Source organism: Aliiroseovarius sp. YM-037 (genome assembly GCF_048060095.1).
Classification (GTDB): domain Bacteria; phylum Pseudomonadota; class Alphaproteobacteria; order Rhodobacterales; family Rhodobacteraceae; genus JBLUOA01.
This window is the reverse complement of sequence record NZ_JBLUOA010000001.1, coordinates 1086439-1112403: the sequence shown is the minus strand read 5'-3', so window position 1 is coordinate 1112403 and position 25965 is coordinate 1086439. Positions and strand designations below refer to the sequence as shown.

At 59.9% G+C, this 25965-nt stretch carries 27 protein-coding genes; 9 read left to right on the top strand and 18 right to left on the bottom strand.

Going from position 1 to position 25965, the window contains the following annotated elements; genetic code table 11:
* Window positions 1-16: 16 nt before the first annotated feature.
* Window positions 17-1603: a lysine--tRNA ligase gene (locus ACEWPJ_RS05420; protein ID WP_416511503.1), complete on the bottom strand. Its 1587-nt coding sequence runs from the start codon at window positions 1601-1603 to the stop codon at window positions 17-19.
* 114 nt (window positions 1604-1717) lie between these two features.
* Here ACEWPJ_RS05420 and ACEWPJ_RS05415 point away from each other — a divergent pair, with 114 nt between their 5' ends.
* The gene (locus ACEWPJ_RS05415; protein ID WP_416511501.1) at window positions 1718-2149 is read left to right on the top strand and encodes a tellurite resistance TerB family protein; all 432 of its coding nucleotides are present in this window, start codon (window positions 1718-1720) and stop codon (window positions 2147-2149) included.
* A gap of 1 nt (window position 2150) precedes the next feature.
* Here ACEWPJ_RS05415 and dacB read toward each other — a convergent pair whose 3' ends face one another.
* The 4 genes from dacB to ACEWPJ_RS05395 form a co-directional block, all read right to left on the bottom strand.
* A complete protein-coding gene (gene dacB / locus ACEWPJ_RS05410) occupies window positions 2151-3644 on the bottom strand; it encodes a D-alanyl-D-alanine carboxypeptidase/D-alanyl-D-alanine-endopeptidase (protein ID WP_416511499.1) in 1494 nt (497 codons plus the stop codon).
* Window positions 3645-3681: 37 nt separating this feature from the next.
* Window positions 3682-4284 (bottom strand): nicotinate-nucleotide adenylyltransferase, encoded by a 603-nt coding sequence (locus ACEWPJ_RS05405; RefSeq protein ID WP_416511498.1) that lies wholly within the window; start codon window positions 4282-4284, stop codon window positions 3682-3684.
* A gap of 108 nt (window positions 4285-4392) precedes the next feature.
* On the bottom strand, window positions 4393-5949 hold the full coding sequence (locus ACEWPJ_RS05400) for an alanine/glycine:cation symporter family protein (protein ID WP_416511497.1): 1557 nt from the start codon (window positions 5947-5949) through the stop codon (window positions 4393-4395).
* A 14-nt stretch (window positions 5950-5963) separates the two neighbouring features.
* A complete protein-coding gene (locus ACEWPJ_RS05395) occupies window positions 5964-6404 on the bottom strand; it encodes a universal stress protein (RefSeq protein WP_416511496.1) in 441 nt (146 codons plus the stop codon).
* 293 nt (window positions 6405-6697) lie between these two features.
* On the opposite strand from ACEWPJ_RS05395, the gene ettA reads away from it, so the two are divergent.
* The 3 genes from ettA (at window position 6698) to ACEWPJ_RS05380 (ending at window position 10170) form a co-directional block, all read left to right on the top strand.
* Complete coding sequence (gene ettA, locus ACEWPJ_RS05390; RefSeq protein WP_416511495.1) at window positions 6698-8353, top strand: energy-dependent translational throttle protein EttA; 1656 nt, start codon at window positions 6698-6700, stop codon at window positions 8351-8353.
* 40 nt (window positions 8354-8393) lie between these two features.
* Window positions 8394-9338 carry a hypothetical protein gene (locus ACEWPJ_RS05385; protein ID WP_416511493.1) on the top strand — a complete coding sequence of 315 codons (945 nt, stop codon included), beginning with the start codon at window positions 8394-8396 and terminating at the stop codon, window positions 9336-9338.
* A 268-nt stretch (window positions 9339-9606) separates the two neighbouring features.
* A complete protein-coding gene (locus tag ACEWPJ_RS05380; RefSeq protein ID WP_416511491.1) occupies window positions 9607-10170 on the top strand; it encodes a hypothetical protein in 564 nt (187 codons plus the stop codon).
* A 5-nt stretch (window positions 10171-10175) separates the two neighbouring features.
* Here the strand turns inward: ACEWPJ_RS05380 and ACEWPJ_RS05375 are convergent, their stop codons facing one another.
* Window positions 10176-11384 (bottom strand): LysM peptidoglycan-binding domain-containing protein, encoded by a 1209-nt coding sequence (locus tag ACEWPJ_RS05375; protein ID WP_416511490.1) that lies wholly within the window; start codon window positions 11382-11384, stop codon window positions 10176-10178.
* A 102-nt stretch (window positions 11385-11486) separates the two neighbouring features.
* Between ACEWPJ_RS05375 and ACEWPJ_RS05370 the strand changes: the two genes are divergently transcribed.
* Window positions 11487-12038, top strand: a complete 552-nt coding sequence (locus ACEWPJ_RS05370) for a TIGR00730 family Rossman fold protein (RefSeq protein ID WP_416511489.1) — start codon at window positions 11487-11489, stop codon at window positions 12036-12038.
* Here ACEWPJ_RS05370 and rarD read toward each other — a convergent pair.
* The 6 genes from rarD to ACEWPJ_RS05340 form a co-directional block, all read right to left on the bottom strand.
* Window positions 12035-12940, bottom strand: a complete 906-nt coding sequence (rarD, locus tag ACEWPJ_RS05365) for an EamA family transporter RarD (RefSeq protein WP_416511488.1) — start codon at window positions 12938-12940, stop codon at window positions 12035-12037. The genes ACEWPJ_RS05370 and rarD overlap by 4 nt on opposite strands.
* Window positions 12941-13081: 141 nt before the next feature.
* Window positions 13082-13681: a superoxide dismutase gene (locus tag ACEWPJ_RS05360; RefSeq protein WP_416511487.1), complete on the bottom strand. Its 600-nt coding sequence runs from the start codon at window positions 13679-13681 to the stop codon at window positions 13082-13084.
* Window positions 13682-13858: 177 nt separating this feature from the next.
* Entirely contained in the window at window positions 13859-14263 is a 405-nt protein-coding gene (locus ACEWPJ_RS05355; protein WP_416511486.1) for a hypothetical protein, read from the bottom strand.
* A gap of 110 nt (window positions 14264-14373) precedes the next feature.
* Window positions 14374-14940 carry a sarcosine oxidase subunit gamma gene (locus tag ACEWPJ_RS05350; RefSeq protein ID WP_416511485.1) on the bottom strand — a complete coding sequence of 189 codons (567 nt, stop codon included), beginning with the start codon at window positions 14938-14940 and terminating at the stop codon, window positions 14374-14376.
* Window positions 14933-17944 carry a sarcosine oxidase subunit alpha family protein gene (locus ACEWPJ_RS05345; RefSeq protein ID WP_416511483.1) on the bottom strand — a complete coding sequence of 1004 codons (3012 nt, stop codon included), beginning with the start codon at window positions 17942-17944 and terminating at the stop codon, window positions 14933-14935. Before ACEWPJ_RS05345 ends, ACEWPJ_RS05350 begins: the two co-directional genes overlap by 8 nt.
* Window positions 17941-18264 (bottom strand): sarcosine oxidase subunit delta, encoded by a 324-nt coding sequence (locus tag ACEWPJ_RS05340; RefSeq protein ID WP_416511482.1) that lies wholly within the window; start codon window positions 18262-18264, stop codon window positions 17941-17943. Before ACEWPJ_RS05340 ends, ACEWPJ_RS05345 begins: the two co-directional genes overlap by 4 nt.
* Before the next feature lie 50 nt (window positions 18265-18314).
* Between ACEWPJ_RS05340 and ACEWPJ_RS05335 the strand changes: the two genes are divergently transcribed.
* Complete coding sequence (locus ACEWPJ_RS05335; RefSeq protein WP_416511480.1) at window positions 18315-18485, top strand: hypothetical protein; 171 nt, start codon at window positions 18315-18317, stop codon at window positions 18483-18485.
* Between the two features lie 2 nt (window positions 18486-18487).
* Here ACEWPJ_RS05335 and ACEWPJ_RS05330 read toward each other — a convergent pair whose 3' ends face one another.
* Complete coding sequence (locus tag ACEWPJ_RS05330; protein WP_416513005.1) at window positions 18488-19732, bottom strand: sarcosine oxidase subunit beta family protein; 1245 nt, start codon at window positions 19730-19732, stop codon at window positions 18488-18490.
* 209 nt (window positions 19733-19941) lie between these two features.
* On the opposite strand from ACEWPJ_RS05330, the gene ccmI reads away from it, so the two are divergent.
* From ccmI to ACEWPJ_RS05315, 3 genes are read left to right on the top strand one after another with little or no spacing between them, the layout of a single operon-like run.
* Window positions 19942-21150, top strand: coding sequence for a c-type cytochrome biogenesis protein CcmI (ccmI, locus tag ACEWPJ_RS05325; RefSeq protein ID WP_416511479.1), 1209 nt, complete (start codon window positions 19942-19944; stop codon window positions 21148-21150).
* Window positions 21147-21623: a Holliday junction resolvase RuvX gene (ruvX, locus tag ACEWPJ_RS05320; protein ID WP_416511478.1), complete on the top strand. Its 477-nt coding sequence runs from the start codon at window positions 21147-21149 to the stop codon at window positions 21621-21623. Before ccmI ends, ruvX begins: the two co-directional genes overlap by 4 nt.
* A 1-nt stretch (window position 21624) precedes the next feature.
* Window positions 21625-21855, top strand: a complete 231-nt coding sequence (locus tag ACEWPJ_RS05315) for a DUF1289 domain-containing protein (protein WP_416511477.1) — start codon at window positions 21625-21627, stop codon at window positions 21853-21855.
* A 3-nt stretch (window positions 21856-21858) separates the two neighbouring features.
* Here the strand turns inward: ACEWPJ_RS05315 and ACEWPJ_RS05310 are convergent, their stop codons facing one another.
* From ACEWPJ_RS05310 to ACEWPJ_RS05290, 5 genes are all read right to left on the bottom strand, one after another.
* Complete coding sequence (locus ACEWPJ_RS05310; protein ID WP_416511475.1) at window positions 21859-23553, bottom strand: chloride channel protein; 1695 nt, start codon at window positions 23551-23553, stop codon at window positions 21859-21861.
* Between the two features lie 157 nt (window positions 23554-23710).
* The gene (locus ACEWPJ_RS05305; protein ID WP_416511474.1) at window positions 23711-24547 is read right to left on the bottom strand and encodes a TonB family protein; all 837 of its coding nucleotides are present in this window, start codon (window positions 24545-24547) and stop codon (window positions 23711-23713) included.
* Complete coding sequence (locus ACEWPJ_RS05300) at window positions 24544-24924, bottom strand: ExbD/TolR family protein (protein ID WP_416511473.1); 381 nt, start codon at window positions 24922-24924, stop codon at window positions 24544-24546. Before ACEWPJ_RS05300 ends, ACEWPJ_RS05305 begins: the two co-directional genes overlap by 4 nt.
* A 4-nt stretch (window positions 24925-24928) precedes the next feature.
* Window positions 24929-25306, bottom strand: a complete 378-nt coding sequence (locus ACEWPJ_RS05295; RefSeq protein WP_416511472.1) for an ExbD/TolR family protein — start codon at window positions 25304-25306, stop codon at window positions 24929-24931.
* Window positions 25306-25962 (bottom strand): MotA/TolQ/ExbB proton channel family protein, encoded by a 657-nt coding sequence (locus tag ACEWPJ_RS05290; protein ID WP_416511471.1) that lies wholly within the window; start codon window positions 25960-25962, stop codon window positions 25306-25308. Before ACEWPJ_RS05290 ends, ACEWPJ_RS05295 begins: the two co-directional genes overlap by 1 nt.
* Between the last annotated feature and the right edge of the window lie 3 nt (window positions 25963-25965).

Sequence of the window (25965 nt, the reverse complement as noted above, 5' to 3'; positions counted from 1 at the left end):
AATGGAAGGGTTCAGATCACTCGGCGAGCTTTCCCGCCAGGCCGTCTTCGATCAACTCGATGGTTTCCTCGATGCCGTAAAGCGCGATGAACCCGCCGAAACGCGGCCCTTGCGAGGCGCCCAAAAGCACTTCGTAAAGCGCCTTGAACCAGTCGCGCAGCGGGTCGAACCGATCCCGCCCGACCGCGAAAACAGCATTTTGCAGCGCCTCTGGGTCTGCCGGGCCGTCCCAGTCTTTCAGAACGCCCAACAACTCCTCCATCGCTTCGCGTTCGGCATCCGTGGGCAGGCGATAGACCTTCGCGGGTTTTACGAAGTCATTGTAATACCGCACCGCAAACCCCGCCGCCGCATCAAGGCCGGGGTGAGTTTCCGGCGACGCGTCAGGCGCATAGCGCTGCATGAACCCCCAAAGCTGATCCTTTTCCTCAGCCGCCGAAACCGAAGCGAGGTTCAGCAACATCGCAAACGGCACGACCATATCCGACGCCGGCACATCGCCGCCGTGGATGTGGTAGACCGGATTGGCTAGCTGGCCCTTCAGATCTTGGTCGGGGAACGCCCGTAGCTGCTGGTGATATTCGTCGACCGCCTTCGGGATCACGTCGAAATACAACCGCTTCGCAGTCTTGGGCTTTGCATACATGAAATAGTTCAGGCTTTCCGGTGCGGCGTAGCTCAGCCACTCCTCCATCGACAGACCGTTGCCTTTCGATTTGGAGATTTTCTGCCCCTGCTCGTCATTGAACAGCTCGTAGTTGAACAGTTCCGGCTGGGGCGTGCCAAGCGCGCGGCAGATCTTGGCGGACAGCTCGGCAGATGGGATCAGGTCTTTGCCATACATCTCATAGTCGACGCCAAGCGCGGCCCAGCGCATCCCCCAGTCGGGTTTCCATTGCAGCTTCACGTGCCCGCCCGTGACGGGGAGTTCAATCTTCTCGCCATCCGGTTCCTGATAAACGATCGTACCCTTTTCGACATTCCGCTCAAGCGTCGGAACCTGTAGCACATGGCCGGTTTTCGGGCTGATTGGCAGAAACGGCGAATAGGTATTGACCCGATCCGCATCGACGCCACCCAAGGACGGGATCATGATCTCCATAATCTTGTCGAACCGCGCGAGGACATTCAGCAGCGCCTCATCAAACTTGCCACTCGCGTAATACTCGGTGGAGGAGGCGAATTCATACTCAAATCCGAAACTGTCCAGAAACGCGCAAAGCCGCGCGTTGTTGTGCTCTCCAAAGGACGGATGGGTGCCAAACGGATCGCGCACCTTGGTCAGCGGCAGGTTCAGGTCTTCGGTCATCTGCTCTTGATTTGGCACGTTGGTCGGCACCTTGCGCAAACCGTCCATATCATCCGAAAAGCACAGCAACTTGGTCGGGATGTCCGAGATCATCTCAAACGCCCGGCGCACCATCGTCGTGCGCGCGACCTCACCAAATGTCCCGATATGCGGCAGACCAGAGGGGCCATAGCCGGTTTCGAACACCACATACCCCTTCTCTGGCGGCGCTTTCTGGTAGCGTTTGAGCACCCGGCGCGCTTCTTCAAACGGCCAGGCTTTCGAACTCAGTGCGGCATCGCGAAGATCAGACATGGTGTATCTTTCATGCAGTCGCGGGGCCCCATGCCCCGACAAGGCATCTCCCTATTGCTCCTACCCGCTGTCGTCAATATTCTGCACTGCAACATTATGGATGGAGAATGGCCGATGGGCGCTGACGAAACGAACCTGACTTCCCTGACCCCACAGGATGCGCTCGTCGCGATCATGATCGCTGAATCGGCGTCAGATGAGAATATGCGCACGTCCGAACTGGTCACGATTGAACGTATCGTCAATCACCTGCCGATCTTCGCGAACTACGATGCAGACCGGATGAAGCTGATCAGCACGCTGGTGCTGGACCTGTTCGAGGAAGAAGACGGGCTGGATGCCCTGTTCGGCCTTGTTAAAGACGGGTTGCCCGAAAAGCTCCACGAAACTGCCTATGCGCTCGCTTGCGATGTCGCGGCTGCGGACGGTCGCCTTCAGGAAAGCGAACTGCGGATGCTCGCGGAAATTCGGTATGTCTTTAACATCGACCGTCTGCATGGCGCAGCCATCGAACGCGGCGCACGGGCCCGGCATATGACGCTTTAGCTTAGGCGTTGTGGACAGCCGTCCACCGTTCAATCAACCGCTGCTGAAGCGTCCGCGCACGGCGTGCCCAGGCACGCCCGCCCTCGGGCCTTTCCCGCATCGCGCGCGAAATTTGCGCCCGACGCGACGTGTCCGCGCAGAAAATCGCGAACACCATCTCTCGCCCGCCTGCCCGGCGCGTATACCCGGCAAGTGTTGAGACAAAGTTCAGCGTCCCGGTCTTGGCTTTGATCTCAATCGGTTGATCGCGCATCGGGCTGCCTTCGCTCGTCCGCATGCGGAAGTCTTTAAGCAGCGGTTTCAACGGACCATTCGGACCAACGGTTTGCAACGCCCGCACCATTTCCGACGCCGAAATCCGCGATCCGTCACCGAGACCGGAATGATCGACAAAAGCAGCGTGCCGCAGGCCATACTGATCGCCAAGCCAGCCGCTCATCTGAACCGCCGATGGTATCAGCCCGTCGGGAATGCGTCCGTCGGACGCAGACGCTGTCAACCCGACAACCTCCGCCGTCAGGTTCGTCGAATATTTCAGCATGCCGCGCACTATATTTTGCAGCGACCCGCTGTTGTGTTCCATTAAAAGGGTTCCGGCCGGTGTCGAACTCACAAAACTCGGCGTGGGCAATGTGATACCATGCGACCGCGCTAGCGTCTGAAAGACCTCGGCCGCGTAAAGATCGGGACGACGCACGGGCAACCAGCGACTACCGCCATTGCCAAGCGCACCCTTCGCGACCGTCCAGTTGTCGCGCCCCTCATCCTCGGAATACGTATAAACCGGCGTGCTCCGGTTTACGATCAGCATGCGCGCCATTGCAACACGGGGGCGGAACCGTTCCGCTCGCGCGTCCATCATCACGTCATACCCCCCCGCCTGTCGCTTCCATTCAAAGTGGACCCGGTTGAAGTTGAGGTTGAGGCCAGAGATCGCTGGGTTATACCCAAGATGATCCGGCTGCCCCCCATCGATCTGCCGCAGATAGGGCAAAGCCGACGCCTGCACATTGAACGCGCCCTTCACCTCGCGAATGCCAAGCGCCTTCAGCTCTTTCGCCATGTCGCCCAAAACATCGGTATTCAGCGTCGGATCACCGCCGCCAACCAGCGTCAGATCACCCTCCAACACGCCGTTCCGAAGGTCGCCCGACATCATCAGCTTGGTCGGAAAGGTATAAGTCGGCCCCAGCCGATCCAGCGCATAAAGCGATGTCAGCGCCTTCGTCACGCTCGCGGGGGGAAGCGGCAGCAGCGGGTTCGCGGCCTCAAGAACCTCTCCGGTGCGCGCGTCCGCCACGACATAGCCGACCTTGCCATTGCCAAGCTGCGCCGCATCTATCAGCCGCTGCGCTTCGGGGGCAGCGCGGCGCGCACTGTCCTCCGGCCGCGCCAATGGGCGGAGCGACGTTTGCGGTGCATTGGCAAATGCTGCGGTCGATGCCGTGCCCAACAGTCCTGAAATAAAGACACGGCGGGAAAATGACTTGGTCATGCCCTAAAATACCGCAATAGCCGGGTCTGCTGCAAGATTATCTGTTCCATTGTCCTGCCGCCCGAATCCGCGTCGATGAAATATCCAGCATCGGCGCGTTGATGAAGCACCACGCCGGCGCCTCTGCCCGCGCCAGCGTTACCGAATGGCGGCCCTTTATACGATACCGGTCAAACCGCTTTGCTGCCGGGGACAGCCGCGCCCGTATCCGGTCGCCGGGCCGGGCGATCACGCCGACAGGAATATTCTCCATAATCCACTCCCACCGATCCCAGCGATGAAACTGCGCAAGGTTATCGGCCCCCATCAGCCAGACAAACCGTTGGCGGGGGTAGCGATGGAACAGCGCCTCAAGCGTTGCGGCGGTGTAGCGGGTGCCGACATGCACCTCAAAATCCGTAACATCTATCCGCGGGTGGGTCACAAGCGCCCGACACGCGGCCATCCGCTGCGAAAGCGGCGCCGGACCTTCGGCTTTCAACGGATTGCCGGGGCTGACCAGCCACCAGACGCGCCCCAAACCAAACCGCTTCATCGCTTCACGCGAAATATGCTGATGGCCTGCATGGGGCGGATCGAACGACCCGCCAAGCAGACCAACCACCTGACCGGGCGCGGCTTTGGGAAACTCTGCGTTCAAGGGGGTTCTCTCCGGGCTGGTTCTTCCAATCTTCTGGGTGGAACGCTGCGCCCTGTCAATCGGATGCTGCCCGGCCCCCACACAAACGGCAGGGGCCGGGCTATGTCTTTAGTGCTTGTGCTTGGCGATCTCACCGGATTTGATCCGGGCGAAATAGCTCTGCATCTCGCGCTTCACGATCGGCATCAGGAAGTAGAGCGCGGTGATGTTCACCACGGCCATCGCAAAGATCGCAGCGTCTGAGAAGTCGATGACCGGACCAAGGCTCGCCGCCGCTCCGATCACGACGAAGACGCAGAAGATGATCTTGAAGACCAGTTCCTTCGTCTCACCCTCACCGAACAGATAGGTCCACGCCTTGAGGCCGTAGTAGGACCAGCTGATCATGGTCGAGAACGCGAAAAGCACAACCGCGAGCGCCAGAACATAGGGGAACCAGCTAAAGCCTGTGGCAAATGCCGCAGAGGTCAGGCCAACACCGGACAACCCGCCTTCGGTCGCGATAGAGCTACCGTCGACCACATAGTTACCCGTCGCCGGATCAATGATCAGAACGCCAGAGATCGTGATGACAAGCGCTGTCATCGTACAGATCACGACGGTGTCGATGAACGGCTCAAGCAGGGAAACGACGCCCTCTGTCACAGGCTCTTTCGTGCGAACGGCAGAGTGCGCAATCGCAGCAGAACCAACGCCCGCTTCGTTCGAGAATGCGGCCCGCTTGAACCCTTGGATCAACGCGCCGACAAAGCCGCCCGCAACACCAAGCCCGGTAAAGGCACCGGTCCAGATCTGACCAAAGGCCCACCCGATCTGATCGAAGTTCACCAGAAGGATGATCAGCGCCGTGATGACGTAGAGGATGCCCATGAACGGAACGATCTTTTCAGTCACCCGCGCGATTGACTTGATCCCGCCGACGATCACCGCAAAGACCACCGCGGCGAAGACGACGCCAGTGATCCAACCCGGGAAATCGCCAACGATATTGGAAATCTGCGCGTGCGCCTGATTGGCTTGGAACATATTGCCCCCGCCCAGTGCACCAAGGATACAGAAGATTGAGAACAGGACGGCAAGAACCTTGCCACCCGGTACGCCCCGCTCTGCAAAGCCCTTGGACATATAGTACATCGGGCCACCGGAAACGTGCCCATCCGGGTATTCGTTCCGATATTTAACGCCGAGTGTACATTCGGTGAACTTCGACGCCATGCCCAGAAGACCCGCGAAGATCATCCAGAACGTGGCCCCCGGCCCGCCAATGCCCACGGCCACCGCGACGCCTGCGATGTTCCCAAGGCCGACAGTGCCAGAAAGCGCGGTTGCAAGCGCCTGAAAGTGGCTGACCTCCCCCGCATCATTCGGGTCCGACCAATCACCTTTGACAAGGCTGATTGCGTGCCCGAAAGCGCGGAACTGGATAAAGCCGAAGTAGAGCGTGAAGATCGTCGCGCCAATCACCAGCCACATCACGATCCAAGGAAAGGATACGCCCGCGACCTCGAACGGCAGCGGCGCAAAGATCGCGCTGACAAACCATCCGGTTGATGAGGCAAACATATCGTTCACCTTTTGGTCGAAGCTCACGGCCTCCTGCGCAGCCGCCATTGTCGGCAACATTAGCGAAGCAGCCAACGCTGCTGATTTTATTGAATGTTTCATGCTCGTGCCTTTCTTCAAGGAATGATCGTCACTGGAACGGTAGATGTCGCGACCAGCCGTCCGCTGACCCCGCCAAATAGCCGTTCACGCAACCCGCGCGCACCGACGCGGCCAATGATGATCTGTGCCGCCTTTTTCTCGACCGCGACAGCCTCAAGTATCTCAGAGACATCGCCGTGCTTGATATGGCCATCAACGTCGAACCCTTCGTTCTTCGCGCTCTTGATGGCAGGGTCAAGCACCCGCTCATGCGCGATGGCCAGCTCCTCTTCGCGGCGCTGATGACGCTGCTCGTTTTCCTCTGGTGTCTGGAAGGCGAAAGGCGACCATTCGATCACGTAACATAGGGTGATCGCGCAATCGCCGATCAGCTTGGCCTGTTTCTTTGCGAAATCAAGCGCTCGATGCCCCGGATCGGAGCCGTCGATCCCTACCACGATATGTGTTTTGGTCATTCATTGTCCCCGTTTTGTAGTTTGTCTTCTTCGTCATTCAGGCCCGGTATTGTTGATAAAAAGAGGCATAATCAACGCGATACACCACCTTTTGCACCGATCCTGCGACAAACCGTAGCATCAATCTTGACGATTGGCGAGCAACCACAGCAAACACGCGCCCGATGTCCGGAAGTTGTCTGTAGCCCCGCACAGTCAACCCTGCCCGCGTGTTTCCACCCGCTCAGCGATTGTCCAACCCCGCTTGGATGGATATAGGGGAACAAACCCCAAGATTTCCGAAGGATCGACCTATGGCTTCCTATCAATATGTCTATCACATGGACGGCGTCTCCAAGACCTACCCCGGCGGCAAGAAATGCTTTGAAAACATTCGCCTAAGCTTTCTACCCGGCGTAAAAATCGGTGTGGTCGGCGTGAACGGCGCCGGTAAATCGACGCTGATGAAGATCATGGCCGGGATCGACACCGACTACACCGGCGAAGCGTGGGCCGCTGAAGGGGCCAAGGTCGGCTATCTGCCGCAGGAACCAAAGCTCGATGAATCCCTTAACGTGCGGGATAACGTGATGCTTGGGGTCGCGGCGAAAAAGGCCAAGCTAGACCGCTACAACGAACTGGCGATGAACTACTCCGACGAAACCGCCGATGAGATGGCAAAGTTGCAGGATGAAATCGACGCCGAAAACCTCTGGGATCTCGACTCCCAGATCGACGTCGCGATGGAAGCGCTCCGCTGCCCCCCCGACGACGCCGACGTAACAACACTCTCCGGCGGTGAAAAACGCCGTGTCGCACTCTGCAAGCTGCTGCTCGAAGCCCCTGACATGCTGCTGCTCGACGAACCCACCAACCACCTTGACGCCGAAACCATCGCCTGGCTGCAACAGCACCTGATGGACTACAAGGGCACCATCCTGATCGTCACCCATGACCGCTATTTCCTTGACGATATCACCAGCTGGATTCTCGAACTCGACCGCGGCCGTGGCGTGCCGTGGGAAGGCAACTATTCCTCCTGGCTGGAACAGAAAGCCAAGCGGCTGGAACAGGAAGCGCGAGAGGATAAATCCAAGCAGAAAACGCTGGAACGCGAACTTGAGTGGATGCGCCAATCCCCCCGCGCCCGTCAGGCCAAGCAAAAAGCCCGGATCAACGCCTATAACGACCTCGCCAACCAGTCCGAACGGGAAAAACTCGCCCGTGCACAGATCGTCATCCCGAACGGCCCGCGCCTCGGCTCGAAAGTGATCGAGGTCGAGAACCTCAAGAAACACATGGGCGACAAGCTGTTGATTGAGGATCTCAGCTTCTCGCTGCCCCCCGGCGGTATCGTCGGCGTGATCGGTCCCAACGGCGCCGGGAAAACGACGCTGTTCAAGATGTTGACCGGGCAGGAAAAACCCGACGAGGGCACCGTCACCTATGGCGATACAGTCGACCTGTCCTACGTCGATCAGTCCCGCGACGATCTGGAGCCAAACGCCACCGTCTGGGAAGCCATCGCCGACGGGCAAGACATCATCAAACTCGGAGACGCCGAAGTGAACGCCCGCGCCTATTGCTCAAGCTTCAACTTCAAGGGCGGCGATCAGCAAAAGAAAGTCTCGCTGCTTTCGGGCGGTGAACGCAACCGGGTCCACATGGCGCGGCTGCTCCGCGAAGGCGGCAACGTGCTGCTGCTTGACGAGCCGACCAACGACCTCGACGTCGAAACCCTCCGCGCCCTCGAAGACGCCCTCGTAGATTTCGCCGGCTGCGCCGTCGTCATCTCTCACGACCGCTTTTTCCTCGACCGTATCTGCACCCACATGCTGGCCTTCGAAGGCAACGCCCATGTCGAATGGTTCGAAGGCAACTTCGAGGATTACGAAGAGGACAAGAAGCGACGGCTGGGAGCGGATGCGCTGGAGCCGAAGCGGTTGAAGCATAAGAAGTTTGTGAGGTAGGGTCCAGCAGCCGTATAGTTAAAGCGAATGGACGATTGAAATGAAAAAAAACGTCGCATTGGGAATGAAGCACTACCTCCCGCTGGCAATTCTGTTCATCGGCGTCGCCTACTTGGGCCTTCGAATCGCTCTAGGCTATGCCCCCACACAAGGAGAGACTTTTCTCGTCACAGTCATCTTAACTGCAGCGTCATGGTTCGTCTCAGCCTCGCTTGCGGAAAGTAGTGCTCAAAAGGCGGCTGAATCGACTGCTAACGACAAGATCGACGATATCGCGTGGCTATCTAGCAAAAAACTGGCCGATCAATCGACGAACTTTTTCGAACTAGAGACATATCTTGAGCAAACTCTCCTTGCGAAGAATCATCAGACAAAACTGTCGGAAACCGATATCACTGCAATAATTAGAGATTTAAGACAGCTAAGACGTGCCAACACCGGTTTGATGCAAGACTGGAATAGGGTCGCTAGCGAAGACCTTTCAAGCGAGATCAACGTTTGGATCGAACAGCAGCTGGAGTTATTTGGCGAGCTGGATTATTCTTACGGACAATTAGAAGGATCTACAGATTCATCGAATCGTCGACAATATCACTTACCGCTATCAGCGCGGCCGACACATAGTTCGCCGTTGGTAACTAAAGTTGACCAAGAAATATATGATGGCGCCTCACCCAAACAAAATAAAGGGAAATTACACGTAAACATAGCGAGGCCATCTTACAACTTTACGGCCGGCGGAAAGATTAGTCCACTATTCGACTCGCCGCCAAAGACTATTGAGGTTCAGTTGGTCAAAAGTCCTGACGGCACGCCCGAGAATGTTGGGGCCGCCGCAGGCGCCGGTACAAATTTCGATTTCTCCGTTCATCTCAAGTCATACGACTTTGGAGTCATGCTACCAGCCGGCACATATGAATTCGAGTATTCATTGTCCGGCGTGGAACCGACAGGCAATACTAGCACCAAGGTTGCCGGAGACTAGCAATTGGAGTGCAACCAACCTGAATCTGGTCTCGTTGCGCTTTCCAAAAATTTTTCTCAATTATCAACCAGTTCCTCGAGAATTTTATCGCCCGCCCTGACGGCCTTCAAAAATACTTGCAGAAACGATTTCCTTGGCTCCACCCGACCGCCCCAAACCGCCCACCCCCTTCCGCTTCACCGACTGGGCGATGCTCTGACCTCGCCTATGGTGCTGCGCCCGCGTTTTGGCTAATGCTTGCGAAACGCCCTAACCCGTGACGCGCGCAATGACCTTCAAGACCCGCATTCTTCTGTTCCTCGTCCACACGGTCGCCCGGATTCAGGGCGTGTTTCTCGGCGTCAAACGCCTCATCAAACGCGCTTCGGGGAACGATACGAAACCCGCCGGGCCGGAGCGTTACCTGATCCTCAACGACGGCGATCCGATCATCGAATTCATGCATGTCGCGATCTTTTCGGACCGGATCATCGAGCAATACGGCATCGTCGGCCACCAAGCCCCCCGCGAAACCCATCCGATCAGCCTGCGCGACAACATCATGGACCGGGTGGAGGAGTTGATGGAGGAGGGCTACATCCCGGTCGCCGACTTCCCCCGCACGGCGCGCCTGACGCTCTCCGGTCCGATTACCGACGACGCGGAGCATGATATTGTGCGAGAGCTTGGCGATTATCTGGCGGATCGTGGCCTTGGCCTGGTTACGGAAACCGCCGCGTCCGGCGGTACGTTGACCCTGACGCTTGACGTAACGCAAGCGGACCTGGCCCGCCCGCTGATCGGTGAATTCCTGAAACGCGACGCCTACGCCGATTATGCCCTGGCAGGTTAGCCGCCCTACTCCGGCACCGCGAACACCTGCCCCGGATAGATCAGATCGGGGTCGCGGATACGGTCCTTGTTGGCGTTGTAGACGCGGACGTAAAGGATCCCCTCGCCGTAGCGTTCCTGCGCGATTCCCCAGAGGGTAAAGCCGGGCTGGACCGTCACGACCTTGATCTCCGTGCCACTTGTTTCGCCGCTGTCGCCGGATTCCGACCGGGCCGCCGCGATATCCTCCGGCTCTTCCCGCTTGAACGGAGTTTCGACCCGGCTGGTGACCGTGCCGTCGGCATCCACTTGATCGATCCTCAACGTGTAGACGCCGGTGTCGATTTCGGGCAGTTCCGTGTGCCAGCTTCCATCGGCCTCGATCTGGGTTGTGCGGATCGGATCGTTGTTAAGGTAAACCCGGACAAAGCCTTCGTCCGCGCCCCGCCCGCTAAGCGAGACATCCCCCGCATCGTCATAGGCGATGGTGTCGATCACGATGTCTTCCAACACCTCAGGCTCCGCCCCGCTGGGTTGCAAGACGCGGACGCCCTCTTCGTCAGCCAGCAGAATGGTCGGGGCGGCGGGGGCGTCAGCGGGGGCCTCAATCGTCGCTTCGGGGGCTTCCGCGACCTCTGCTGGGGCTGTGGTCGTATCGCCGTCCTGGTCAGACGGAGCGTCCGTCGACACCTCCGGCTCCGCTTCGGCGACTGTCACAGGTTCGTCCTGCGCGGGCGTCGGGACGAGGATAACGCTATCCGCAGACGCCACTGTCTCACCCTCCGCCCCATTTTCCTGTAATGTCACGACGCGCGGTGCCTCGCTCGGTTCGACCGAGAAGAGGGCCGCGAATTTGCCCTGGCTATCGGCCTCGACCTCCGCGGCCTGCGCATCGTCGATCATGATGGTGACGGTGCTGCCCGGCGCGGCTTGGCCCGCGACCAGCGCGTTGCCTTCGCCATCCACGCGCACGACATCGAAGGTCGGGGCGGACGTTTCAGGTTCGGGATCAGCACTCGCGGCTGTCTCGGCCGCTGGTGCCTCTGTCTGCGGTGCCTCGGCAGTTTCCTCGGCGGCGGTGTCCTCCGTCCCCGCCTCAGGCACCATCGCAGCGGGTTCCGCCAGCGGTTCACCCTGCCACAGCCGCACCCCAGCGTAGAGAGCCACACCCAGAGCGATCACCAATGCCCCGCCCGCGACAAACCCGGTCAGACCGGAAAATTTGCTGGCTTCCATGCGTATTCCCCATGACGCGACGAACCCCACCGGCTCATGCTTGTTAGACAGTATCAACACCGCTATCACGGGTCAAAACAACCCCCGTCAAAGGATCGTGCGATGCCTTCTTTGTCTGTCTGTGTCTATTGTGGTTCACGCGATGGCGCGAACCCCGCCTACCGCGCCGCGGCAGAGGCGTTTGGAACCGCGCTTGCCGAACGGGGCTGGCGGCTGGTTTACGGCGCGGGCGACATTGGACTGATGGGCGCGGTTGCGCGGTCCGCTCAGGCGGCGGGGGGCGATACGTTTGGGGTGATCCCGACGCATCTTGTTGATCGGGAAGTCGGAAAGCGCGACCTAGGCCGTTTCATCATCACCGAGAACATGCACGAGCGGAAGAAGGTGATGTATATGAACTCCGATGCGATTGTGGTCCTACCGGGCGGGGCCGGATCGCTGGATGAGTTTTTTGAGGTGCTGACCTGGCGGCAGCTCGGGCTTCATGCGAAACCTATATTTCTTTTGAATACAGATGGGTACTGGACACCCCTGATGTCACTGATCGATCACGTCATCGTCGAAGGTTTCGCTGGCGAAACGCTGAAGAGTTTTGTCCAAGCCGTCGACACCCCGGCTGATTTGGCCAACCGCATCGCGGCAACCGCAGCCTAAGTTGCAATCGGCTTTGGCCGCCTGAGAACGTCACTTGAATAAAGCGCGAGCCCGGTCCAAATCAGCCCGAACGCGATGATGTGCCAGAGGGTGAACAGCTCTCCAAACACCATCACCGCGACAAGCCCCTGTAGCGTCGGGTTGAGGTATTGCACCAGCCCCACCGTCGCATAGGGCGCGCGCTTCGTTGCATAAGAAAACAGCATCAGCGGAATGGCGGTCATCGGCCCCGCGAGGATCAGGAGCATGCTATCCAACCATCCGCCCCCAAACGCGCCAACATTGCGGCCAACAAGGCCACCCCAGCTTTGCGAATGGACACCCCAAAGCCACGCGATAGCGAGCGGTAAAAGCAGCATCACCTCCGCCGTCACAGAAAGAACAGGGCCGGAGGAAACCTTTTTCTTTACAACGCCATAGAACCCGAAGCTAAACGCCAGCGCCAGTGACAACCACGGTGTGACACCCAGCCCCCAAGTCAGCACAGCAACCGCTATCGCTGCCAAGGCGACGGCTGACCATTGCGTCTTGCTAAGCCGTTCCCGAAACACGACCGCGCCCAAGACAACCGCAACCAAAGGGAAGATATAGTAGCCCAACGATGCCTCGACCGCCCGTCCGACTTGCACGGAATAGATGAAGACAAACCAGTTGGTTGAAATCAGCACAGCCCCAAGCCCGATCAGCATCAGCAACTTGGGGTGGCGAAACAGGTCAGAAAGGTCGGACAAGCGCCCTTGGACAGCGATCAGCACCACGAAGAATACGAACGACCAAATGGTGCGGTGAGACAAGACCTCAAGCGGCGGAACATGCGCCAGCGCCTTGTAAAACATGGCCGACAGCCCCCAGATGGAGCAGGCCAAAACCATCGCTAAAATACCCTTGCGCGCCTCGCTCATCCTCAGCTTCCTCAATCAGCAGACGGCGCACGCTTTCATAGGCGGCGGGGAGTGTCCAGAACACCCGACCCCAAAACCCTCGACAAAAAACGCGGCCCGAATGAGGCCGCGTTTTTTGTCACTAATCCTGACAAGCAGGTCTTACATCCGCGATGCGACGTTTTCCCAGTTGACCAGGTTGTCGAGGAAGTTCGTCAGATAGGCCGGGCGCTTGTTCCGGAAATCGATGTAGTAGGAATGCTCCCACACATCACAGCCAAGAAGCGCGGTCTGGCCGAAGCATACCGGGTTCACGCCGTTTTCGGTCTTCGTGACCTTCAGACTTCCATCCGTATCCTTCACAAGCCATGCCCAGCCTGAACCGAACTGGCCTGCACCTGCCGCAGAGAATTCCTCTTTAAACTTGTCAACCGACCCGAATGCGTCTTTCAGGGCGCTTTCCAGTTCGCTTGGCATATTGCTGTCGCCGGGGCCCATCATCTCCCAGAATTGGTTGTGGTTCCAAAGCTGGCTGATGTTGTTGAAAATACCGGACTGCGCCACGGAATTGGGATCGTAGGTGCCCTTGATGATCTCTTCCAGCGACTTGCCTTCCCATTCGGTGCCGGAAATCGCCTTGTTGCCGTTGTCCACATAAGCCTTGTGGTGAAGATCGTGGTGATACTCCAGCGTCTCTTTCGACATGCCGTTATCCGCAAGCGCATCGTGCGCATAGGGAAGATCAGGAAGTTCAAAAGCCATTGGTCAGCCCCCTTATATGTTCGTGCGTTAAAGTTCCCCGCTAGATGGAGGCACCACGACCCAAAGGTCAAGGGCCGCGCGCCCTGTTTCGCGAGTTCTATCTGGTCAACGCGGCCCGGCGTGATCTGGTTTCATCGGGCCGCGATCAAGATTCGACTTCTACGTCTCGGGCTGATGTTACGACACTTTCCGGCAATTACCGCGGCCCGACAAATTGGCGCGGTAGTCTGCCGGGTCTGCGCGGATGTATATCGCCAGCGACGAACTGTCGATTTCTGCGCGATATCTCATCCGTGCCCGCTGCGCTGTCACATCCTGCGTGTTGATTGCCCAATTTACCCGGATCTTCCCACCACGGGTTTGCGAGTACCGGGTCTGAACGGGCGCTTCGGTAAAGTGGTAACTAACCGGGTCGGCCACAACGGCGCTGCCATCACCATTCAACAAGAAGTGGATTTCTGTCGGAACCCATCCCCCTGAGTTTCCATCGCGGAGTTCGCACTCATATTTCCCAGTAATATCCGCAACCGCCGGACTGCAGACAAGGCAACCAAATGCAACAAAATAGCCGAGTAGTTTCACAGATTGTGCTCCAATTATTAAACGATATCAAAGCACAGGTTGCACAATCTTAACGGAACGACAATCGGATAGTTTCAACGCAGACGTGGCTATGTGTCTCGGCCACATGTCTATAGATAATTGACCTCAGATCCCGGGCTTGCGGCGGTCGACAGCACGTCAAAAACATAGGTCGCGACGGACCGGAATGCGACAAGTGTGAATTCATCCTCGCCCGACATCCAGAACGCGGCGGGCACTTGGGCAAGGCGGGTGCGGCGGATTTCACCAGCCCCGAAATTCTCCGTGGACAGATCGACTGGACAGACCTTCGCCAGCACTTCCCGCGCGCCCGGCCCTGCTATTCGGATCGCGACGCGTGCATCGGATACGTTTGCTGCCAACGCGTGCTTACCCTTCAGAGTCTTCTCCATCGCGCCTAGCGATTTGTTCACATCGTCGTAAGGCACAATGACCAACAGTTCGTCCGGCGACATCCACGCGATGCCTTTTTCGTCGGCCCAGGAAATCTCTCGCTGTCCTGGCATATCGACCCCGGTTACACCGGTCGCCGCTTTCTTGACCGCCGCAGAAGCCAGATCACCGCGCAGCGTTATCATGCCGCGCAGGCCAAGCTCTTCCACCGTCGCGAACCCTTGATAGGATTGATGGTTCAGTGCGCTGACTACATTAGACATTCTGCTTCTCCCCATCTTTGTCATAGACGACTGGATCAACGATCTTCGCTTTGACTGTGGTCTTGTCGATTAACCCAAACTCAACGGTCTCGCCCATGCGGTCCGGGCCGTGCTTGACCAAGCCCATTGCGATCCCACGTCCCAAGGTCGGGGAGTAATAGGTCGATGTCACGCGCCCGATCATATTGCGCTGCCCGTTTTCGTTTTCGCCCTCGGCCAAAGCATATGCGCCGTCGGGCAATACAGATCCGTCAAGCGTTTCCAACCCCACAAGCTGCCAGCGATCCGGATCGGCCATATGCGTCCGCTGCTGCGCGCGCTTGCCAAGGAAATCTTCTTTCTTCTTGGAGATCGCCCAGTGCAGGCCAAGGTCTTGCGGGATCACCGTGCCGTCGGTTTCGTCACCGATCATGATGAACCCTTTTTCGGCGCGCATGATGTGTAGGCACTCGGTGCCGTAAGGTTGAACGCCAAACTCCTGCCCCGCATCAAGTAACGCCTGCCAGAACGCGCGGCCCTGCCCGGCCGGAACGGCAATTTCGTATGACAGCTCGCCAGAGAACGAAATGCGGAAGACCCGAGCGTCAAACTCCCCGATCTTGCCGTCCTTCCATTCCATGAAGGCCAGCGCCTCTTTCGACACGTTCATGCCGCCGAGTTTTTCCAGAACCTTGCGGGCGTTCGGGCCGACGACCGCGATCTGGGCGAATTGCTCTGTCACGTTGGCGACGTAGGCTTTCCAATCCCACCATTCCGTCTGGAGCCATTCTTCCATCCACGCATGGATGCGGTCGGCCCCACCGGATGTCGTGTGGCAGAGGAATGTATCTTCATCCAGCCGCGCAACGACCCCGTCATCGCTGAGAAACCCGTTTTCGGTGCACATCAGGCCATAACGGCATTTACCGACCTTCAGCGTTGACATCATGTTCGTATACATCATGTCCATGAAGCGCCCGGCATCCGGCCCTTTCACGATGAGCTTGCCAAGCGTCGAGGCGTCCAGCAGGCCGAGTTTTTGGCGGGTGTTGGTGACTTCCCGGTTCACCGCGTCCTCGATGCTTTCCCCGGGTTTCTGGTAGCAGTAGGGTCTGCGCCAGTGGCCGACGGGTTCCCAATACGCGCCGTTCGCATCGTGCCAATCGTGCATCGGCGTCCGGCGCAGCGGCTGGAATATCTCGCCCCGCGCCTCGCCCGCGATCGCACCCATTGAGATCGGCGTGTAGGGCGGGCGGAAGGTCGTCGTGCCGGTTGTCGGAATTTCTTGATTCAAGGCATCGGACAGCACGGCCAAGCCATTGATGTTGGAAAGCTTTCCCTGATCCGTCGCCATGCCAAGCGTCGTGTAGCGCTTGGTGTGTTCGACGCTTTCGTATCCTTCGCGGGCGGCCAGTTGAACGTCACTGACCTTCACGTCGTTCTGGTAGTCGAGCCACATTTTAATCCTGAGCGCATCGCCCGCCCCCTGCGGCATGATCCAGACGGGCAGCATCGGCTGCTCCTCCACATCGTTTGCCTTGGGTGCGGCGGTGCGTTTTGTCTTGTGGCCAAGCGCCTTCGCGGCCGCTTTTCCTGCGGCATGAGCATCCGACAGCACATCACCGGTCGCGAAGGCTCCGTTGGCTGCACCCGCCGGCACAACGAAGGTTTCGCCGTCAGCACCGGTCGGCCCGCGATCCGGATCGGGGCGGAACATCGCGTTCGTCGCGTCCCAAGTCAGCTTGCCGCCACAATGCGACCAAAGATGCACGACCGGGGACCATCCGCCCGACATTGCGACCGCGTCACATGCGATATCCTCAAGCGCGCCGCCTTCGCCCGCCTGAAGGCAGAGCGATACGCCCTCGACCCGTTTGCCACCTTTAACCTTGCCAATCGCCTTGCCGGGCTCGACCCGAATGCCAAGCTCCCGCGCGCGGTTCGGCAACGCTCCGTTCGCTTCGGGGCGGGCATCAATGATGACGGGAACATCCATCCCGGCCTCTTTCAGCGCGATAGCGGTGCGATACGCATCGTCGTTATTCGTGGCGATGACCGTGCGATCGCCAATCGAAACACCCCAGTTCACAAGATAATCCCGAACGGCAGAGGCGAGCATGACACCCGGAACGTCGTTCCCCGCAAAGCTGAGCGGGCGTTCAATCGCGCCCGTCGCGGTCACAACCTGCCCGGCGCGAATACGCCACAACCGATGGCGCGGGCGATCATCGCCCGGCGTGTGATCGGCGATACGTTCATAGGCGAGGACGTAGCCGTGATCGTAAACCCCGGCCCCCATCGTGCGGGTGCGGATATGCACGTTTTCCATCGCGTCGAGCGCTTCGACGGTTTCGTTGACCCAATCATCCGCGGGTTTTCCGGCGATCTCAGCGCCATCCACGGGTGCGCGCCCGCCCCAATCGGCAGTCTGTTCGATCAGCAGGACTTTCGCACCGGACTCGCCCGCCGCTTTCGCGGCCTGAAGCCCGGCGATACCACCGCCGATCACTACGACATCAACGAAGGCGTAGAAATGTTCGTACCTGTCCGCATCCCGATCCTTTGGCGCTTTGCCAAGGCCGGCGGACTGCCGGATGATCGGTTCAAACACATGCTTCCAAGCGGCGCGAGGGTGGATGAAAGTCTTGTAGTAGAACCCCGCCGGAAGGAACCGCGCGGCAAGCGTGTTGAGCGCGCCAACGTCGAATTCAAGGCTTGGCCAGTGGTTTTGGCTGGCCGCTTTCAAACCCTCGAACAACTCGGTGGTCGTCGCCCTTTGGTTCGGCTCAAACCGACCGCCCTCGCCCATATTGACCAGCGCGTTCGGCTCTTCCGCGCCACTCGCGACGATCCCGCGCGGACGGTGGTACTTGAAGGATCGGCCCACCAGCATCTGATCGTTTGCCAACAGGGCTGAGGCCAGTGTGTCACCCTCATACCCCTTCAAACGCTTGCCGTTAAAGGTGAACTCAACCGGTTTCATCCGATTGACGAGGCGGCCATGCTGTTCCAAACGGGTGCTCATGGCTGGCCCTCCCACTTCGGTCGTTTCTTCTTGATCGCGTTGATCAGCGCCTTGGGCGGCTCTGTCGTTTGGGCCGAATAGGTGCCGAACACCTCAAGGGTCATGGTGCAGCGTGCGGCGTGAAACCACTTGCCACAGCCATTCACATGCCGCCAGCGTTCGAAATTCACGCCTTTCGGGTTCTGCCGGGTGAAAAGGTAGGATTCGAACTCATCATCCGACGATCCGGGGCCGAAGCGTTTCAGATGGGCTTCGCCGCCGGGGTGGAGTTCGGTTTCCTCGGCTTTGACACCGCAATAGGGGCATTCAAGGATCAGCATGGTGCAGTTCCTTCTGGAATTACGCGATACCGGACCCCATATTTTGCTGTATGGACACCGATAACTTGTGGAATTTCATTAGCATTGCGCCGTTGGCGCTGATTGTGATCGTCGCAATCGTGATCGTTTTTCGCGGCCTTGGAAATGACGGCGACACGACCAACAACCGCGCCAAGGGCGGAAGTCTTGGTAACTGGGACCAGTGGACAGGCGGCAGATAGCATCAATGCGCCACCCCCGCTGCGACGCTTTCGTCGATGAACCGGCCTTCCTTGAACCGCTCCAGACCAAACGCCTCCGTTAGCGGTGAATGGCCCTTCGCCATCAGTTCCGCAAAACCCCAGCCAGAGCCGGGAATGGCCTTGAACCCGCCGGTGCCCCAACCGCCATTTATAAAGCAGCCCCCAAGCGGCGTTTTCGTCAGGATCGGAGAGCGGTCGCCCGTCACATCAACGATCCCGCCCCACTGCCGCAGCATCTTGAGGCGAGAGATCATCGGAAATGTCTCAACCAACGCACGCACGGTTTCCTCGATATGGTGGAAGCTGCCGCGCTGGGTGTAGTTGTTGAACCCGTCCGTGCCGCCCCCGATGACCATTTCGCCCTTGTCGGACTGGCTCATGTAACCGTGAACGGTGTTCGCCATCACGACGACATCCATACAGGGCTTGATCGGTTCGCTCACCAACGCCTGCAACGCAACCGATTCAATCGGAAGCCGGAACCCGGCCATCTCGGCCAAGTGGCCTGAATGACCTGCGACGACGATCCCAAGCTTGTCACAGTCAATCGCGCCAAGAGTCGTATCAACGCCCGTGACCTGACCGTTTGCCTGCCGAATGCCGGTGACTTCGCATTTCTGAATCACGTCCATGCCCATCGCAGAACAGGCGCGGGCATAGCCCCACGCGACCGCATCATGGCGTGCTGTGCCGCCCCTCGGCTGCCACAAGGCACCAAGCACGGGGTAGCGGGGGCCATCGATATTCATGATCGGGCACAGTTCTTTCACCCGATCAGGCCTGATAAATTCGGTTTCAACGCCCTGATAGGCGTTGGCGTGCGCCGTCCGCTCATACCCGCGGATTTCATGCTGGGTTTGGGCCAGCATCATCACGCCGCGGGGCGAGAACATGACGTTGTAGTTCAAATCCTGGCTTAGCGTTTCGTAAAGGCTGCGGGCCTTTTCGTAGATCGCCGCTGACGGGTCTTGCAGATAGTTCGACCGGATGATCGTCGTGTTCCGCCCGGTGTTGCCACCGCCAAGCCAGCCTTTTTCGACAATCGCGACGTTAGTGATCCCGAAATTCTTGCCAAGGTAGTAGGCCGTGGCCAAACCATGCCCACCCGCGCCGACGATCACCACGTCATACTTTTTCTTCGGCTTGGGCGAAGCCCAGGCCCGTTCCCAGCCCTGGTGATATCGGGCGGCTTCTCTGGCGATAGCGAAGGCGGAATAACGTCTCATGGGCATACGAATCCGGTGTTTCCGAAGGGGGCAGTCTGCCACTTAATGCAGCAGCTTGCGCATCCCCCCGTTTCTGTCAGCGGCATTGTTTGCAGAAATCCCGACATCATCCAAGGGGCGGGGCGCTGACATGCGGTAAAATGCGTCACTTGCCCTTTCGTCGGCCAGGCATCACTTGTAGACCAGCGGCACTTGAACAGGAGAGGTCGATGGGCTTTTGGATTGCGGCACTGGTTTTGGGTGCGCTGGTATCGCTGCTATTGGCGATGTCACTGCTGCGCCGTCCGCAGGGGTCGCAAAATGCGGCGCAATCCGACGTTCTGATTTACAAGGATCAACTGGCCGATCTTGACCGCGACAAGGTGCGCGGACTGATCGCGCCTGAAGAGGCGGAGCGCGCGCGGCTCGAAATCTCTCGTCGTATTCTTGAGGCGGACAAGGCGGCGCAGGCGGCCGGCGCATCCTCGACCCCGCATGGTGGTATATCGCGGGTATTTGCGATCGCGATTGCCCTTGTCATTCTGGGGGGCGGCTCGGCTCTCTACATCTATCTCGGTGCGCCGGGCTATCCCGATCTGCCGCTCAGCTCCAGAATCGCGGCGGCGGCGGAAATGCGGGCCGAACGCCCCGATCAAGCCACCGCCGAAACGGGTGTCGAGCGGCGCGAGGTTGAGGCAAACCCTGACCACGTCGCGCTGATCGAACGGTTACGGACAGAGCTTGAGCGCCGCCCCGATGATCTTCAGGGCCACACCCTGCTTGTCGATAACGAAGCGCGGCTTGGCAACCTGATCGCGGCCCACCGCGCACAGGCAAACGTGCTGCGCATCAAGGGCGACTCCGCCACCGCCGACGACTACGCGAAATACGCGGATTTGCTGATCCTCGCCGCCGGGGGCTATGTCTCGCCCGAGGCCGAGCAGGCGCTGACCCGTGCGCTTAACCTTGACCCGACGAACGGCACGGCGCGGTATTACTCCGGCCTGCTTTTCGCCCAGACGGGCCGCCCGGACCTTGCGTTCCGGTTCTGGTCGGCCCTGCTGGACGACAGCCCGCCAGACGCCCCGTGGGTTCCGGCGATTGAGGCGCGGATTGCCGACACCGCGATGCGGGCGGGCGTGAATTATTCGCCCCCAACCCCCGGCCCCGACGCGGGCGCGGTGGCCGCGGCAGAGGATATGAACCCAGAAGAACGGGCCGAAATGATCCGCGGAATGGTCGAAACCCTCGCGGATCGGCTTGCCACCGACGGCGGCACGCCCGACGAATGGGCGCAGCTGATCGGGGCGCTGTCCGTGTTGGGCGAAACCGACCGCGCAGCCGCGATTCTTGAGGAGGCGCGAACGGTCTTTGCAGATAACCCCGACGCGCTGGCGCGGATTGAAGCATCGGCAAACCAGGCGGGTATCGCGGAATGATCTGTGAAACGATTGAGGACTTTGCTGACGCCCTGCCCCCCATGCGCGCCCTCGCCGGGCTCGATTTCGGGGAAAAGACCATCGGCGTCGCGGTGTCCGACAGCTTTCTGTCCGTCGCCACCCCGCTTGAAACCATCCGTCGCAAGAAATTCGGAATCGACGCGGCCCGGATACTGGACATCGCGAATGACAGGGCGCTTGGCGGGCTGATCCTTGGCCTGCCACGCAACATGGATGGTTCCGAAGGCCCGCGCTGCCAATCAACCCGCGCGTTCGCCCGCAATTTGACCAAACTGACCGACTTGCCCATCAGCTTTTGGGATGAGCGTCTTTCCACCGTCGCCGCCGAACGTGCCTTGCTGGAGGCGGATACGACCCGAAAACGTCGCGCCGAGGTGATCGACCACGTCGCAGCCGGGTATATCCTTCAAGGTGTGCTCGACCGGCTTGGGCATATGCGGCAAGGGCTTTGACATGAATGATGACGTCTGGAAGCGGGAAGAGGTTGAAAGCCCCTGCATCAAGGTGTGCGTGGTCCATCCCGAAGCGCGTATTTGCATTGGATGCCACCGAACGCTCGACGAAATCAGGGATTGGAGCAGGATGACCGCCGACGCACGGCGGGAGGTGATGGACGACCTACCCGACCGCGCCTCAAAACTAACAAAGCGGCGCGGGGGCCGCGCGGCGCGATTGAAACGCTGACGGCTAGGAATGCTCCTCCGCCGCGGTTTCGGCCAGTGCGCGGTTATAGGCTTTGAGCGCGTCGACCTGGAACAAGGCACCCCACAGCTCTGGCGGTTCATCCTCTCCGGTCAGCGTCACGACGGGGATGAAGTTGCTACCCGCCCCGTCGAACGCGGGCAAGGCAGCCTCTAACGTCGCGTTTCCGTCGATGTAGATGCCCTTTTCGATCAATTCCCAGCACGCCTCGTCAGAGGCGGCGCGCGGTGTCCCTTGCGGACGCATCAGCTTGGCGACCGAAAAGGTCGATAGCAGATAGGCCTGCGGCCCGGCGGCGAGGTGAATGTTGCGCCGCTCCAACTGCGTCAGGAAATAGCTCCGGTCGACCAAACGGCTCGCCAGCGCGGTGGACAAGGAAACCGACACCATCACCGCAAGCCCCGTCTGCCAGTCGCCCGTCAGTTCGAAGACGATCAACGTCGTCGAAATGGGCGCCCCCAGAACGGCGGCGGAAACGGCGCCCATCCCGGCGAGCGCGTAAAGCGACTCCGACCCTGAAACGTCCGGGAAAATCTGCGTGGCGATCAGGCCGAACGCCAGCCCGGTCAACGCGCCAAGCATCAGAGAGGGCGAGAATATCCCGCCACCCATCCGCCCCGACAGCGTGATGACGACAGCGACCGCCTTCAACATGGCGAACACGACCGCTTCGTGAAACACGAGCTTGCCAGTCAGCGCGGCAGATGTCGTCTCATACCCGACGCCGATGATGTGGGGGAACCCAATCGCCAAGCCGCCCAGCATGGCCCCGGCGGCGGCCGGCCGTAGCCAGCGCGGGATGCCAAAGCGGCTTTGGACATGGGCGGCGATATCTTCCCCCCAAAAAACCGCCTGCATCAGCAGAACCGCGACAAGACCAGCCAGCAGACCAAGCAGCAGAAAGGCCGGAAGTTCCGCGTAAAACGCAAGCTGGCTGTATTCCGGCAGGGTGAATTCCGTCACATTACCGAACTCGAGCCTGTTGATGACCGTCCCCGCAACGCTCGCGATCACAATTGGCGCGAAGGCATGGACGGCGAAGTGACGCAGCACGACCTCCAGCGCGAACAAAGCACCTGCGATAGGTGCATTGAACGACGCAGATACCGCCGCTGCGACGGCGCATCCCATCAGATCGCGACCCGTGATCCCGTCTGCATTGATCCGCGTCGACACCCAGCTTGAGATGACGGCGGCCATGTGCACGACCGGCCCTTCCCGCCCGCTCGACCCACCAGACGACAGGGTGATAAGCGATGACAGGATCGACGCTGCACCTGCCTTATGCTCCATCCGTCCTTCATGCAGCGCGGCGCCTTCGATCACTTCGGACACCGTGCGGCATCGGCCATCCGGCGTGAAGTAGTGCAGGATTAAGCCAACCGCGAGGCCACCGGCAATCGGAATGACCAAGATCCAATACCACGGCAAAGTCTCCGCGAAGGTGTGCAGCATCCGCACGTCGTCTGTGCCGTAAAGCGACCTTTGCAACACGTCGATGCATTTACGAAAAATCAGCGCGGCAAAGCCGGCGGCGATCCCGATCACCAGCGCGATAAACCAGAACTGGACCTGACTCGGCCCGCGCGACCGAAGCACATACCACGCACGCGCCAGCGCCCCGCCTGCGGCTTTGATCTGGGACTTTATCAGTTTCCGGCTGCTGTTGTCGTCGACCATATGCCCGCCCCTGTTGCGGGCCGGTTAAGAGGTCGGGGTATCCCGAAATCCAACCGATCCGCTGCGGCGGCACGGTGTTGGCTAACAGCCGAGCACGCCACGCTTTATTCTGTTTTAGGCGATACGCGGTATCGGTCCAAGTCCGATCTTTGGCGCGTCACTGAAAGCGGACCGGAAGATCAAAGGTATAGCGCACGTCGGTCAGTTGCCGCGGGGCGGGCGGGAAACGCCCTGCACGCTGGACCGCGCGGATAGCGGCGCGGTCAAGTCCACCGTCGCCAGAGGATTGCGCCAGCCCGACACCCTGCACACGTCCATCGCGCCCAACGACGATCCGAACCATTGCCGTGCCACGGCCCGACACGCGCGGCTTTCGCCGTTCAATCCGCGCCCGGATCGTCGCGCCCCAGTTGGCCAGCAACGCCCGACGCTGGCCAGAGGATAGCGTCGCAACCTCTGCCTGCGCGTTTTGCCCTCTCGCCGTGCCGTTGCCCTGCCCCTCTGCCCGCTCAGCGGATTGGGGGGTGGAGTTCGCCGGACCGAACGCCGCCTGTCGCGGTTGTTCTGCGGGCGCTTCGGGGCGGGGTTGCGGGCGGGCGGTTGTGGTATCTGGCCGTTTCGCTTCCACGGTCGGACGCGTCGCTGGCGTCGTGGTAATCGCGGGTGGAGCGGTGTTCTCTGCAGTCGGCAGCGCAACCGACGGGGCATTCGTGCGCGGGGCCGTTACCTCGGCTGGCGGGCGATCCGGTTGCGCGATTGCATCAAGGGGCTCAGGCGCGCTTACCGTTTGCGAAACGGCTTCGGACACCTCCGGCACCTCCTCCCACGACGCAACCATCGCCGCCATGGCGGCATCTGCCGCTTCCAGCGATAACGCCGCGTCGCCGCCTGCCCCGGACCCTTCGGCGACGCCAACCGGCGCGTGAAACCACGCACCAACGTGGAGGCCAACCGCCAAGGTCAGAAACAAAAGGGCTTCGGCGATCCGTGTCATCGCGCCACCGTCACAAGCGTTACGTTTTTCACGCCAGCCCCGGTGAGCTTCGCCAACAGCTTGGCAAGCTCAGCCCCTGCCAAGGCCGCATCCGCATAAATTTCGAGCGTTTCGGCCACGTCACCCGATGCGGCAGCGGCAATCGCGGCCTCTCCGACCCGACCGTCAAAGGATACGTCACCATCCGCCGACACGTAAAACCGCCCATCCCCATCGGCGACGTCCCCTACCTCGGCAGCGGGCGGAGAGACCTCAAACGGATCAGGCGCTGCGATCTGCGCGGTCATCAGAAAAAAGATCAGCAGCAGAAACACCACATTGATCATCGGCACGATGGATTCCGCTGGGGGTTTGCGACGGGATATGCCGAAATTCACCACGTCACTCCACCAGCACAACTTGCGTGTAGCCGCCGCGCGACAGAAGCTCCACCATGTCAACGACGCGCTGCACATCTGCGCCATCACCCGCCCGCAAGACAATCGTGTCATCGGTCGTGGTCGTCAGCGCGTCGATCTGCGCCAGCAACGCATCCTGATCCACCCGTTCGCCGTTCAACTGCTGCCCATCCGGCAGCACCTCAATCAGACGTGGTGGGCCGGAATAATCCTGCCCCTGCCCCGCCGTCGCAATCGGGATCGCCCTGTCCTGCCCGAACCGGGCTGCGAGCATGAAAAAGACGAGCAGCAGGAACACCACGTCGATCATCGGCGTCAGGCTGGGCCGTCTTGATTGTCGGTGTCGGGCAAAAGCGAACATCACGCGGCGTCCCGAAGCGCGGGTCCGCGCGTGAAGATCCGGGTTGCAAAATCCTCCATATCCGCCTGCACGCGATCGACGATGCTTTCAAACCACGTCAATGCCATTGAAGCCGGGATCGCCACCGCCATGCCCGCCGCAGTGGTCAACAGCGCTTCCCAAATACCCCCGGCGAGCACGGCGGGATCGGCGCGGCTTCCGGTCGTCTGCAAGGCCTGAAATGCCTCGATCATGCCCAGAACGGTGCCGAGCAGGCCCAGCAACGGCGCGATTGTTGCGATCAGTTCAAGCGCCCGCAGGCCGACGCGGGCGCGGGACAGTTCGGCCTTGGCGACGCGGGTGGTTTCCTCCCGCGCTGCGCTGTCGGTCAGGGTTGCGTCTTGGCGTGCCGCCATTGCCGCCCGGACCAAACGCGCGCGAAGGCTGCTGCGACCTGCAACCGCCCGGTCGGCACCGTTGGCATCACCAGCACACCAAGCCTCAACCGCCGCGCGGGATGCTGCCCCGGACCATGCGCCCATAAGGACCAAACGCCAGATTTTCCAAAGGATCAGCGCAAGCGTGACGACAGAAAGCGCCGCGATCAACCAAAGCGCGGGGCCGCCCCGGATCAGGAAGCCCGCCAAGCTGTCGATGGTTGTTGAAAAACTGCTCATCAT

What these genes read in the sequence shown, in the direction of transcription:
- ACEWPJ_RS05420 (WP_416511503.1), bottom strand. Translation starts at nt 1,603, where the DNA reads ATGTCTGATCTTCGCGATGCCGCACTGAGTTCGAAAGCCTGGCCGTTT.
- ACEWPJ_RS05415 (WP_416511501.1), top strand. Translation starts at nt 1,718, where the DNA reads ATGGGCGCTGACGAAACGAACCTGACTTCCCTGACCCCACAGGATGCG.
- dacB (WP_416511499.1), bottom strand. Translation starts at nt 3,644, where the DNA reads ATGACCAAGTCATTTTCCCGCCGTGTCTTTATTTCAGGACTGTTGGGC.
- ACEWPJ_RS05400 (WP_416511497.1), bottom strand. Translation starts at nt 5,949, where the DNA reads ATGAAACATTCAATAAAATCAGCAGCGTTGGCTGCTTCGCTAATGTTG.
- ACEWPJ_RS05395 (WP_416511496.1), bottom strand. Translation starts at nt 6,404, where the DNA reads ATGACCAAAACACATATCGTGGTAGGGATCGACGGCTCCGATCCGGGG.
- ettA (WP_416511495.1), top strand. Translation starts at nt 6,698, where the DNA reads ATGGCTTCCTATCAATATGTCTATCACATGGACGGCGTCTCCAAGACC.
- ACEWPJ_RS05385 (WP_416511493.1), top strand. Translation starts at nt 8,394, where the DNA reads ATGAAAAAAAACGTCGCATTGGGAATGAAGCACTACCTCCCGCTGGCA.
- ACEWPJ_RS05380 (WP_416511491.1), top strand. Translation starts at nt 9,607, where the DNA reads ATGACCTTCAAGACCCGCATTCTTCTGTTCCTCGTCCACACGGTCGCC.
- ACEWPJ_RS05375 (WP_416511490.1), bottom strand. Translation starts at nt 11,384, where the DNA reads ATGGAAGCCAGCAAATTTTCCGGTCTGACCGGGTTTGTCGCGGGCGGG.
- ACEWPJ_RS05370 (WP_416511489.1), top strand. Translation starts at nt 11,487, where the DNA reads ATGCCTTCTTTGTCTGTCTGTGTCTATTGTGGTTCACGCGATGGCGCG.
- rarD (WP_416511488.1), bottom strand. Translation starts at nt 12,940, where the DNA reads ATGAGCGAGGCGCGCAAGGGTATTTTAGCGATGGTTTTGGCCTGCTCC.
- ACEWPJ_RS05360 (WP_416511487.1), bottom strand. Translation starts at nt 13,681, where the DNA reads ATGGCTTTTGAACTTCCTGATCTTCCCTATGCGCACGATGCGCTTGCG.
- ACEWPJ_RS05350 (WP_416511485.1), bottom strand. Translation starts at nt 14,940, where the DNA reads ATGTCTAATGTAGTCAGCGCACTGAACCATCAATCCTATCAAGGGTTC.
- ACEWPJ_RS05345 (WP_416511483.1), bottom strand. Translation starts at nt 17,944, where the DNA reads ATGAGCACCCGTTTGGAACAGCATGGCCGCCTCGTCAATCGGATGAAA.
- ACEWPJ_RS05340 (WP_416511482.1), bottom strand. Translation starts at nt 18,264, where the DNA reads ATGCTGATCCTTGAATGCCCCTATTGCGGTGTCAAAGCCGAGGAAACC.
- ACEWPJ_RS05335 (WP_416511480.1), top strand. Translation starts at nt 18,315, where the DNA reads ATGGACACCGATAACTTGTGGAATTTCATTAGCATTGCGCCGTTGGCG.
- ACEWPJ_RS05330 (WP_416513005.1), bottom strand. Translation starts at nt 19,732, where the DNA reads ATGAGACGTTATTCCGCCTTCGCTATCGCCAGAGAAGCCGCCCGATAT.
- ccmI (WP_416511479.1), top strand. Translation starts at nt 19,942, where the DNA reads ATGGGCTTTTGGATTGCGGCACTGGTTTTGGGTGCGCTGGTATCGCTG.
- ruvX (WP_416511478.1), top strand. Translation starts at nt 21,147, where the DNA reads ATGATCTGTGAAACGATTGAGGACTTTGCTGACGCCCTGCCCCCCATG.
- ACEWPJ_RS05315 (WP_416511477.1), top strand. Translation starts at nt 21,625, where the DNA reads ATGAATGATGACGTCTGGAAGCGGGAAGAGGTTGAAAGCCCCTGCATC.
- ACEWPJ_RS05310 (WP_416511475.1), bottom strand. Translation starts at nt 23,553, where the DNA reads ATGGTCGACGACAACAGCAGCCGGAAACTGATAAAGTCCCAGATCAAA.
- ACEWPJ_RS05305 (WP_416511474.1), bottom strand. Translation starts at nt 24,547, where the DNA reads ATGACACGGATCGCCGAAGCCCTTTTGTTTCTGACCTTGGCGGTTGGC.
- ACEWPJ_RS05295 (WP_416511472.1), bottom strand. Translation starts at nt 25,306, where the DNA reads ATGTTCGCTTTTGCCCGACACCGACAATCAAGACGGCCCAGCCTGACG.
- ACEWPJ_RS05290 (WP_416511471.1), bottom strand. Translation starts at nt 25,962, where the DNA reads ATGAGCAGTTTTTCAACAACCATCGACAGCTTGGCGGGCTTCCTGATC.